The sequence below is a fragment of the Chryseobacterium sp. JV558 genome (assembly GCF_033712365.1).
Lineage (GTDB): Bacteria > Bacteroidota > Bacteroidia > Flavobacteriales > Weeksellaceae > Chryseobacterium.
Genome location: NZ_WJHU01000007.1, coordinates 150,051 through 163,025 on the forward strand (window position 1 = coordinate 150,051; position 12,975 = coordinate 163,025).

At 30.4% G+C, this 12,975-nt stretch carries 5 protein-coding genes; all 5 read left to right on the plus strand.

The window, feature by feature from the left end; all coding sequences use genetic code 11:
• Positions 1-8 precede the first annotated feature (8 nt).
• Positions 9-1,751: a nuclease-related domain-containing DEAD/DEAH box helicase gene (locus GFU89_RS20200; RefSeq protein ID WP_318848840.1), complete on the plus strand. Its 1,743-nt coding sequence runs from the start codon at positions 9-11 to the stop codon at positions 1,749-1,751.
• The gene (locus GFU89_RS20205; RefSeq protein WP_318848841.1) at positions 1,751-4,216 is read left to right on the plus strand and encodes a hypothetical protein; all 2,466 of its coding nucleotides are present in this window, start codon (positions 1,751-1,753) and stop codon (positions 4,214-4,216) included. Before GFU89_RS20200 ends, GFU89_RS20205 begins: the two co-directional genes overlap by 1 nt.
• Complete coding sequence (locus GFU89_RS20210) at positions 4,216-8,496, plus strand: helicase-related protein (protein ID WP_318848842.1); 4,281 nt, start codon at positions 4,216-4,218, stop codon at positions 8,494-8,496. Before GFU89_RS20205 ends, GFU89_RS20210 begins: the two co-directional genes overlap by 1 nt.
• A 1-nt stretch (position 8,497) precedes the next feature.
• The gene (locus GFU89_RS20215) at positions 8,498-10,771 is read left to right on the plus strand and encodes a DUF1998 domain-containing protein (RefSeq protein ID WP_318848843.1); all 2,274 of its coding nucleotides are present in this window, start codon (positions 8,498-8,500) and stop codon (positions 10,769-10,771) included.
• A 1,197-nt stretch (positions 10,772-11,968) separates the two neighbouring features.
• Positions 11,969-12,975: hypothetical protein (locus GFU89_RS20220; protein WP_318848844.1), on the plus strand; the 1,007-nt coding region annotated here is incomplete at its 3' end.

Consider the following 12,975-nt stretch of genomic DNA (forward strand, 5'->3'; position numbering starts at 1 on the left):
TTCAAATTATGCCAGTTCACTTTCATCCTAATAACCCGATAGATGCTTTAGAAACCATTCTTGTCAAAGAAGATGGAAGTCCTCTTCATGGAGAGATAAATATCTATAGAAAATTATGGAGTGATTTAAGTAAAAGTGAATTGGAATGGGATGTTTGGCATGATCTCAAATTACCTGAACATTCAGACCAATTTAATTACTACAAAAAAACAAGTTCTCAGATTGATTTTGTGATACTTTCTAAACACGGATTAATTGTATTGGAAGTAAAAGGAGGACCTGTCTCTACGATGTTAAATAAGTTCTATTATGGGAAGAACTTTGATACTCCAATGACACAGAATCCATTTAAACAGGTAGAAGGATATAAATTCACATTGAAGGACAATATACTCAATAATTTAAAGAGTTGTTTCTTTTGTGAAGTTGTTGCCTTTCCTCATGTTGACTATCCTTTCGAATCAAAATTAATAGACTCAAATCTACTTTGGACAGCACATAATGCATGTAATTTTGATCAATCGATTGAAAAGTTTCTTTTAAATGCAATTACATACTCAAAAAACAAACATAAAAGGCACTTTAGAAATTATGATGACCTTTCACAAAAAGAATATGCTACGATAAAAAAAATCCTTAGTCCTAAAATAGGAGATAGAAACCACAATAATTCTATAAATACGCTAGAATGGCTAGGTGTTCAAAATATAGAAATTCTGGAGGGACTTTATAAAAACCAAAGAATATTACTCGAAGGCCCCCCCGGATCAGGAAAAACAACCCTTGCAAAGGCATTTATTGACAAACAACAGGATAAGAGAGGAATTTATTTATGTTGGAACAATTTGCTAATGCATTATACCAAATCCTTACTAAATGAAAGAGGAATGTTGGATAATGTGGAGGTTTCTACATTTTTTCGCTTTTTTCAAAAATTAAATCCAGATATAGATTATCACACACTTAGTTCATTCAATGAAGATGATTTTTATACCCTGGTTAAAGAAACAATTGTAAAATTGGAGCTAGCTGACGAGCTAATCCCTTATGATTTCTTAGTCATAGATGAGGCACAGGATTTATTTGACAGAGGATTAGATTTATTTATAAATTCATTCTCTGGATACCATAAAAAAGGACTTATTAATGGTAATTCCTTAATTCTTTATGATATTGATCAAAGCTATTCAAACAGTGGAAGGAATGTTTCTGAACTTGCCGATTTGATATCAGAATATTATTCTCATTTCAAATTAAATGAAATAAAAAGAAGCGCTCAAAATCCTAATATTAGAAAATTAAGCTCCGAGATATTAGATAGTCCGGGAATAATCAATACTACAGATTTTAAGAGTTCATACCCAGATATACCTGTTTTATACCACGAAAACTTACAAAGTGTAAAAAAACATATTGTAAAAAATATTTTAACACCAATTCGTGAAACCGATTCATCTCTCAAAGGTGATGATTGTATTATTCTAATTGAGTCAACTTTTTTAAAAGGCAGCTATAAGGGAAAAGAAGACCTGCGAGAATTACTAATCATCAAAGATATCGAAGAGTTATCCGAATTCAATATTAGGGATACTGCAAATAAACTTCGATATACTTCAATACTAAAATTCAAAGGGTTAGAGAAAAAGAATATTTATATAGTGATTTCTGAACCATCAGATCTCAACAAGTACGAAATATTTGTGGGAATTACTCGTGCAATATTAAATTTTGAAATAAATATAGTGAAGTAATGAGCCTATTGGATAAACATATCAATAAACATTTACTTCATTTTCAAAATGAAAAGGATTCTCATTTTGATGATATTTTTGAGCTAATTCAAAGTGAGGTAAAGAATAATAATTATCTTTTACTTCAATATATCCATTTATTATTAAATGAGATATTCCCAGAAGACATATCTGAAACCAAAACGCTCCATTTACATTTTGAATATGATCTTAATGATGATTCACTATTAATAATTGCTCAATATCTTTTAATACGTTTTTTTAAAGAAAGTAGTAATATAAGTTCACTTTCTTCTCAAAATGAAGAAACCTTAAAATCATTAAAAACAAATCTTCAAATAAAACTAAGAAACCTTTCTACCTGTCCAGATGGGGCAAGCGGTCTAAAAGGAAACAAAATTTATAAAAATTGGATAAAGGATAAAAGAAATATACAAACCTTGATAAAATTTTATAGTGAACTAGATGATAATATTCAGATAGTAGGTAAAACTATATTTAATTGCCAAGTTCGATTAGCAAGCTCCTTGAGCAATATCTTTGAAACAAGACCGTATGCTCAAGAAATTGAAAACCAAAGCACTCATCTTACATTCAATTTATTAAATACAAAATTAACAATAAACCAAATAGATGAAATTGATGAACGTATTATCAATAATTTAGAAAGCTTAATCTTGTTTGATTCTGAAAGAAAGAAGCAAATGCAGTATTTCTCTTTAAAAGACATTAATGACTATGATATAAAATTAAAAAAATATTTAATCATAACCTTCGGTACTAAAAGTACTTCTACTCAAAACTTACAGGATAGAATAAACTTAATACAGAATAGGTTTAAAGTAGCTGCTGAGGATAGTTATCCCATCATTCGATCTGAGATTGATTACACGCTAGGAAACAAATCAGATAAATCCATCTTTGTTTCATTTATTGGAGTAGATACATTTCATTTTTGGGACGCCTTTGTACTTGAAACAAAATTCCAGGATTTATATGAATTAAGATCTGTCAAGATGATGAACTTATATTCTTTGTGTTTTAGTCAGAAGATAAAGGATTATATACTGCAAGAAATATTTTCTGAAAAGCGAGATACAAACCTAATATCAGACGAACTAAAACAAAGATTATTGGATTTGAGAAATGAGGATTTAGTAATCTTAAAAGATGCATTGGAGAAAGTGTTAGATTTAATCATTAACTCTGGCATAAAGCAATCTATAACAGATAAAATAAAATCCGAAACAATATTTTTAGTTGATGGTGTAGTTCTTAATTCAAAAAGTCTATGTAATCTCATATCCTCATCTCTTTTTTTTAAAGAAACAAATAAGCTTATCTCCTGGTCAGCTTTAAAGGATATTAAAGATGGGAATATTCTTATTTTATCGTATCAGGATCAGGGAAAAAATCCATATTATTTTTATCCTAACCTAATTGAAACAAGAGTTACTAAGTCTATTGCTGTTGAAGCTATATTTCATAAATTTTTATTTTACAATAGATACCAATGGGCAAAATATAATCTTGCACAAGATTTATATAAACTTACCGAACATCCAGCCAGAAAAAAATATTTTCATTGGGAAAGATTAAAAGATTCTATCAATAATTTGCTTCCACAAAAAGATGACGGTATAATATGGGAGCTAGAGCAAGAGTATTCAGGAAACACAGATCGAGAAACAATCAAATTGAAATTAAAAGATTCCAAAATAAAAACATTTGGCAGTTCAGATCTTTTTGTATACTCAACAGATAGCAAGTGTTTTAGAGTGGAAAAAATAGGATACATTATTGATATGTTAGATTATGAAAATAAATACTATGTTCATAATCTTGATGAAATTCAAGAAAACATCAACATATATGAAGAAATAATAGATACAAATCAATACGAAAAGGAATTAAATATTATCCGCAAAAAATTTAACATTGAAAATGAGACTACAGGCAGACTTTGGAAGATTTTATTAAAACGGAAAGCGCAGCTATCGGGTGAAGAAATTGTATATGATAATCTGAAAAAACATTTAGAGGGAAAAGGACTTAAAATAGTCTCTTTAAATCATTTTCAAAATAATTGGCTAAATCCTGAAAGTGATTCAATAGCACCTCTTAGTAAAAAAGTATTTATAGAACTATGTAATTTTCTTGAAATACCAAGAGGATATTTTTTTCTCATACAGCGAATAAAAAATATATCCAAGCAATCATCTCGTCAAAGTACCTTACGAATGAATTGGCTTTTACAGAACCTATTTAATGATGGTTGTTTTGATGATGAGATAAATCTGAATGAAATAATAATTGCAAATATTGGAAGCTACAAAAGCAAACATCCTTTAGATGAATTGGGTATAGACGAACAATATCTTGCAGATAATTTAATTGCTTTGGTCCAATTAATAAAACCAGAGATTACATTAAAAGAAATAGAAGAATTCAAAAAGACCGAATAATGAATAAAATATTGCAGAAGAGAAATTCCTTGGAAACCTTTATTCGTGAGCAAACATTGGGCCCAGGAATTAACGGGTATAAATATGTTGATTTGGAAGATACTTCATTGGTGGAAAAAGATTTGAACACGGAACCATACATAAACTATGATTCCGAAATTTTAGAGATTGTGCCCGCAGCAATTTATAGTACAGGGATTCTTTTTCCCGAGGATAAAAGTGGAACATGTAGTGATGGAATCGTTTTGGACAATAATGAACAAACAGATGAAGAGGATGGTGTAGAAGAAAAAGACTCTCAGGATAGCAGTTTAGATTACGAAGACGTAGAAAATGAAATAGAATTAAATCAAATGTTTCCAAGATTGATGGGATTAACCTGTTGTTTGGACGAAAAATGTTTAGAAAGTAATGAAATAGCATTTGCAGTTTCATTCAGATATTATAAAAAACTTAAACAAGATAAAGAAGGATTATTTAATAAAAAATACGGCCTTCTATGTGAGGTTGATAAAAACCATTTCGAAGAATTTTTAAGCATCCATAAATTATCTCAATTTGCTATTACGACTGTAGAGCAAAATGATTTTATTTTATTATCAAAAATTACGACAGAAGAAATCTCTAATCTGAAGAATATTTTGCGCGACATTCAAAAAGAATATGCAGAAAAACTCTTTGATAAAGCTAAAGAGATAATGAGCCCTCCTCTATCTTTGAGCAAAGAAAAATGTTATTTAAGTAATCTAAAATCAACTATATATTATGAGTTAAAAACTTCGATTGTTGATGATGCAAAAAGAAAAACGCTTTACGAAATATCTCAGGAAATAGAGCTGATCGAAAATATTACCGATCATTTAAGAAATATTTTAGATATTTATTCTGGTGGATATGGTCTATGGCAATCTACTCCGATAAAAAGAGTGATAAAACTAAAAAATATTAACTTTCAAAAATCTCAGAGTAAAATATCATTTTTATACAACAGACCAAAGCAAGATGAAAATATTACCGTAATTGATGAAAAAGAAATTGAACAAAGCGGACTATTAGATTTGTTTAAGTTTAATCTGAATGAGGAACAAAATGAATACGCCTCGCTTTCTGCGAATGTTCAAATAACCAGAGATTCAAGGAATGATGATAATAAAATTTTTATAAAAATTCAGTTAATCAATACAAGTACTGCATTCAATTTAGACAAGAAAAAAGACAGTAGATATTATTCCACCTTTAATGAAGTTGTAAATCAAAGATCTTTTTTTGGTGTTAAAGTATCAGTTGAAAGCGAGTTTTTAGTTCCATATTCAGATTATAAGTATATTCCAGATGAAACAAACAAATATGATGAAGATACCACCACTCGATTCATTTATGATCAGTTCAAGGATTATGGAGTTGGGCATGGATGTTCTGTCAAATGGGATAAAACAACAAATAAAATAGAAACAGAATATCTTCCAGAATGTAAAACTCCCGATATTGATCCTATCCCAAGAGATAAAAGCAAGTTGGCAGTACAAAATGAAGATGGAGAATATAAATCACCTTTATTTTTAGAAAGTTCACAATTTCAGGAATTCAAATGGCTGTCTGTACTTTCTGATGCAGAGAATGGAGAAATTGTAGATGGATTGCTTGCCTTTGTTGACTCTTATGGAAAATGGATTGAGAATAAGAAAAAGGATCTAAAATACCAATCCAGGCTAAAAGATATTGCGAATCAGGAGCTAGGCAAATGTGAAGATGACTACAAGAGAATGAAAAAGAATATCGAGGAATTATTGCAAGGAGAAAATAATAAAGATAACCTCGATACTTTTCGTTTAATGAATGCTGCTATGTTTATGCAATTATGGCACGCTGAAAAAGTTAAAAAGGGAGAAGTAATTGCGTTGATTGAGAAAGAAGATTTTAAAGTTTTTGACCTTGATTTCTATAAAAGAACGGAGGATAAATTATTTTCAAAAACAGAATCAGCAGGATGGAGAGCATTCCAATTAGCCTTTATTCTACTCAATCTTGATGGCATTTTTAAGCTTAAAACTGATGAAAATTGGATAAAAAGAAACGAATGGGTAGATTTAGTTTGGTTCCCTACCGGAGGAGGAAAAACTGAAGCATACCTAGGGTTAATAACACTTACAATTATAAATCGGAGAAAGCTTCATAAAGAACATGGTGGAGGTGTTGCATCTATAATGAGATATACTCTACGCCTTCTTACCATGCAGCAATTTCAGAGAGCCACTTTGGTCATAATGGCATTGGAGCTAATAAGACGCTGGGGTTCATACAATTTAGGTGCAGAACCAATTACAATAGGTTTATGGGTAGGAGACAATTCACTACCTAATAAAACAGAAGACCTAATTAAAGAATATGAAAATTTAAAAAATAATCGATCAAATAAAATACCATTTTCGAATTGTCCTTGGTGTGGGAGCAATATTGAAGGAGAAGATAAAGAAGACTCAGAAAATCTTACTAACAGAGAAAATCAATGGTTCGCTAATAAAGTACATTTGAAGTGCGTTAATAATAAATGTTCTTTTTCGTATCCTAAAAGAAGAATTACTACAAGAATTAATGACCAGGGTGCAATACCCGTATGCTTATCAGATGAGATTATTTATCAACATCCCCCAACATTATTATTTGGAACCGTAGACAAGTTTGCTCAATTGGCTCACAAGGTAAATGGAAAAGAAAATGGAAGAAGTGCGGACTCAAGACGTCTGTTTGGTAGAGGCAATTGGGAAGCGGGCAAACCTCAGAATGGTTATTTACCTCCTGATTTGATAATCCAGGATGAGCTTCATTTATTACTTGGACCATTGGGTTCAGCAGTTGCATTATTCGAATCAGCAGTTGATCAGCTTTGCATTCGGGAAGATGGTACAAGGCCCAAAATCATTTCATCAACAGCAACTACAAGGAATACACAAATACAAATAGCTGCATTGTTCGACAGAAAGGTCAATCTCTTCCCAAAGCCCGGAGTGGAATGTGATGACTCGTTCTTCGCTTTTTATAGTAGAAAATTTACAAATGCTGAAAATATAAGTGAGGAATATTTGTCTAAAAGAAAATACATAGGAATATTACCTACAGGAAGGACACAAATCTGGATGCAAATGAGATTGTCAGCTATTATTATGACACATCGTGCTATTTTTGAACTGAAGGAACTATCAGAAAATACTCCCATTGATTTTGATTGCTATTCTAATGAGTTTGAAAAGGCCATGAACTTTTATCATACAACGATATCTTATTTTAATAGTTTGAAAGAAGTTGGAAAAACACAATCTCAGGTACAGACTTATATTCTTAAAGAACTCCGAAGGGTTTTTAATAGGGTAATCCGTCCTCAAAAACTAATGCACGCCCTTTATACTTATGGTCCGATACACGATGCAGAGTTGACAGGTAGGTTATCCGGAGAAGAAGTTAAAAATGAGCTAAAAAAAGTAGAAACAAATTGGGTGGCTAAAAATAGATTTGCTAATATTCATAATGGAGAAACCATAAAAGGAAAAATACCTCCTGAATTTGTCGTTGCCACTAATATGATATCTGTAGGTATTGATGTGTCACGGTTCAATACGATTATTATGAATTCAATGCCCAGGAATACAGCAGAGTATATTCAGGCAAGTAGTCGTGTGGCAAGAAATGATTACGGGTTAGTACTTACAGTACATCATCCTTTTAGAGCTAGAGATGTGTCACATTATGAAAAGTTTATTGAATTCCATGAAAAAATGTACAGCTATGTCGAACCAATATCTATTACTCCCTTTACAAAAAAATCGGTTGAAAGATATATGGGGTTGTATTTGGCAACAATAATCCGACATACTCTTCCGAGATTTACTGAGAGAGAGGCTGCGATGAATATTTCGTCCATTAAAGATGATGAGCTTTCTTCGATTGTTTCCGAGTTAGTCAAATATTTTGAAAAAAGAAAGGAAAGACTTTCTGATTTCAATAAGCTCATCAATAATCTATTAAAACAAGAAAATATAGATCAAATTAAAGGATGGATTAAGGAGGCTTTTAATGAATGGAAAATATTAAATGATGGGTTGAGTAGTACAACTGATTTAGTATTTAATAATAAAAAGAATATGACAAATCAGATAAGAAAACAAGAACAACTGTATGTTGACATTGATGAATACGAAGGAACTATCCATAGCAAAAAATGGCAAGTACCTATGTCATTAAGAGTTATTGAACCGGAAGCTGCTATTAAAATTAATCCAATTTGAAATGAAGATACTAAGATCAAATCAATATAATCAGGGGATTGGTAAATATAAATTACTTTCCTCTACTTCAGGTGTGGGCTCAATAATCACTACAAAAGTTGGATCTTATGTATTGATTTCTGATATGAATAAATGGAAGTTCATCAAGTGGGCAAACGCTAAAGTAGGATTAGTTCGTACTAATAATACTGATGATAGAAAAGTTTATGAAATTAGCAGGACAGAAATGTGTAATCGAGGATTTGAATTTATTGATGATCAGAGATTTATAAAATTTATAAAAACGGAAAAAGACCTTATTAATTTAGTTTGCCTCATAGGCATACCGCATATGTCCCTAAATGAATCATCCAATACCCCAAATTGGAAAAATCATCCGATAAAAACAGCGTTGGAAGCATCTGGAGAAAATGCAAAAGGAGCACAGTTTGATTATATGATAACTGGAACACATTTTCCAAAATGGTTTAAAAATAGAAAAGGAGAATTAAAAGAAATCTCTGAATGGAAAGGGCTGTGGGAGAAAGAAAGTAGAAAGAATGGTGGTACACCTTCTATTAATGATTTTGCTCCTCCAAGAGATGCTACTGATTTCATTAGATTTATATCTGTTAAAAATTCAGAAGGAAAGGATGAAACATATAGAGAATATAAAGAACTTGACCAAATCAATCTTACTCTCATTTGTCCAAATGGACATTTATCCGATATACCTTGGTCTAAATTTCTAAATTGGAAAACATTAAAAGAGACTTTTCAATTAGACAGAGACGATACTGGCAAGAACTTATTCGATATTGAGCCTTGTTGTAGTAATTCAAACTTGATTTGGACAGAAAGTAAAACCAAATCAGAAGGATATGGAAGCATTTTTATAGAATGTAAAAGTTGCGGATTAGGTTCCGGCGTCTCTAAAGAGAAACCAAAGATAAATTTAGAAGGTATAAATGGTTTACAACCATATTGTAAAGGACAAAAGCCTTGGGAGATTGAACTAGATAATCCAAATGCTGTTCCCTATGAAAAATGTTATATAGGTGGTGAGTTGAAAAATGACCGTGAAAGAATGCAAGTTTCATTAGTGACAGCTAATAATATGTATTATGCTAATGGTTTTTCAAGCTTATTTATTCCGATGCACCTAGCGGAAAATAAATCAAAAGAACTGAACGATGCTATAAGCCTTCTTGAAACGAAATATAATAAGTATTTTGAACGAACAGCAATAACCCGGGAAGAATATTGGAATTCAAAATTTGATTACAGTGATTTTTTAATTGACAACAATATTAGACCTAATGATGAAAGTGTCTTTAAAACACAATTGGAATCAGAGTTTTTGAATATGCCAAATACTCTTGAAATTAGTGATAGACATGAAGAATATAGATGGGAGGAATACAGGTGCTTTTCTCAGAATTCGCTTATACAGGATATTAAAGAAAACAAAGGACTTAGCTTTCAAGATATTCAACTACCAACAGAACTAAAACCATTTTTCACCAAAATACAGCAAGTTGAAGAACTAAAAGTAACCAATATCCAATTAGATTTTACAAGAAGTAGACCAAAAGAAAGAATAATTCGACTAAATGCAAAAGGTGAAAAGGTTGTTGAAGAGGCATCTGTTGGTCAAAACATTTTCTCAAATAAAAAAGAAGAATTATTTGTACTTCCCGCAAATGAAACTTATGGAGAAGGATTATTTTTTCAATTCAGTGATGATACAATTAATAAATGGATAGAAGATAATTCACAGCAACTAGAAGAAAGGTTCTTCAAGTTCTTAAATAAAGAAATTGATGGAAAAGAACAATTAGCAGGTATAAAGCAGAAAATAAAAAACAATGGCATAAAGCATTTTTTAATCCACTCATTTTCTCATATAATGATGAGAGAACTTGAATTTTCTTGTGGTTATCCAACAGCTAGTTTAAAAGAAAGATTATATATATCTAATACTCCTGAAAAGGTAATGTCTGGTGTCTTAATTTTTACAGCAGAAGGTTCTGAAGGAAGTATGGGTGGGCTGGTATCCCAAGGAGAACCTGAAAAGATATTAGAAATCTTAAAAAAAGGACTCCAAAGATGTGAAAACTGTTCTTCTGATCCTTTATGTTGGGAATCTGATGGACAAGGAATTCTTGATTTGAATCTATCTGCTTGTTTTTCATGTTCACTGGTTTCTGAAACTGCTTGTGAGGAAATGAACTTAGGATTGGATAGAAGAGTATTGATTGATGAAGAAGTAGGTTTTTTCATTAAAATGATATAGTTTTATATTACTTAATCTATAGGTTTTGTTTAAAATCACTCAAAAATTATAACAAGGAAGGTCAACTATTTTTTAACATGACGATTTTTTTACAGCTAAAACGAAGGTCAGAATACGTTGGTAAGTGCAGCAATGATCACCAAATAAATCCGGGTAATTGGACGGATTCAGATTATTGGATTTTTGAAAATGAAAAGGCAGTACATCCTATAAATTAAATTTAATGAACTCATCATTGATCACCGGATTTATTCAAGATGGCATAATATAGAACTAGCGGAAAACCCTATGGTTACAACGTATTATAGTGAAATAATGTTACTGACATTGAGATTGATTTGAAAAATATTTTTTAATTATTATTGAGGTATTTTTAGAATATAACTACCTTTGTAATAAATATTATTAGTTTGTAGGATTCTGTTACCCTATTGTCCCTTAAAAAGCATAAACAATTGTGTATCAAGATAATTTACTTTTTGTATCGGAAAATAAATACAATTTCTTTTATCAGCTTTCAAAAATTTTGAATCAAAAAATATAAAAACAGTCTTTTTAAGACTGTTTTTTAGTTTCTTCTATTTTTTTTTAAGACTTTAATTATTGACTCAAAGTAGACTTTGTGTAGTGAGGGTTGTTTGTAAAGAGTTAAAGATTAACTGAGATAAAATACAAAGTAAAGTTGAAACGTTGACCGATAAATCAAGTTTTACTACAGATATTATAGAGCCTGAGAAACAAATAAGAAATGGAAACTTTATCCAAATAAGTTCAAGAGGTCAACTTGATAATTTCCTGAATAATCTATCTTGACATAAATTTTTCAGTTGTCACTTCCTCAGACTGCTCGTTTTTTCAAAACGCTTGTCATTCGTTGCTCCTTTATTCAAAATTTTTCACTTTCAAGTAAAAAGTCCACATATTTTAATATGATGGACTTTTTAATGATTTCATTTTACGGATTTCCGTAAAATAATATCTAAAAAGAAATATATTTTTGAAAGTTAAAATAAAATTTAGAACAAGTTTATTAAAAATATATCAATATTATATGAGATCTTAAGCAAAGTTTACAATTGATATAATCTCATTCTAGTTGATTAGTTTCCTTTGCTTTCCTTTTAAGCATTTTGTATATTTATAGCTATTGAATTTTTATCTTAAGAATATTAATAATTAAAAACTAATAAACATAACATGGGATTTTTTGATGATAATGACAGCAAAAAGAAAATACAATATCTTGACAAAGAAAGAGTTGAAATCTGGAAAAGAATAACTTCTTTAGAAAATGAAAATAAGAGTTTAAAGAATCAAATAATTGCAAGTAGTTCAGATTCAGCAAAACTTGCAGCAGAAAATTCAAAAAGAACAGCAGAATTTAGAAATAAAAGTGAACAAAGATTAATCGAGGCCAGTGAAAAAGTAGGAGAAATCAACGCTAAGCTTCAAGAGGCAGATAGAACCTTAGAAAATATAATAATTACTAATGAAAATGTTAAGGCTATTAAAGATAAAGCCGAACAAACTGATAATGAATACGTAGAGGCTTATGAATCTTTAAAAGAAAAAATTGATCAACTAACAGAGTTCTTCGATGAATACCCTGAACTTGATGAAAAGCTTATAGAAATAACAAACTTTGTAGACGAAGTTGAATCCAATGTTAGTAAATCTAAATCAGGTTTGTCTATAATTAATTCTAAAAGAAAAGAGATTGAGGAATTTTATCAAGAAGTATTCGGATATATTCATGAGGATGAAACAGGACTAGAGACAAGAGTTGAAGGATTAAAAGATCGATTAGAAAATGGATATGGAGAAGTTATAGAAAATATTAAGAAATCTGAGGATAGAATATCTAACATTAAAGATGAATATGAAAGTCAATTTAAAAACTTTGAACAAAGTCATAAATCCAAATATGAACAAATTAATAAAGAGATTTCAAGCCTTTTACCAGCTGCGTTGACAGCAGGTTTAAGTTCTGCTTTTTCAACTAAAAAGAAGCAAGAGGAAAAAAATTCTGCGGAACTACAAAAAAGATTCTCTTTCGGAATTTATATGTTAGTCATAGCAAGTTTTATCCCACTTATAATTAGTGTTGTTCTACTTAAGAAGGAAGCTGTTGACCAAGTTATATATAAAATTCCAAGACTAGTTTTGGCCATTATCCCAATGTATATTCCTATATTATGGTTTAC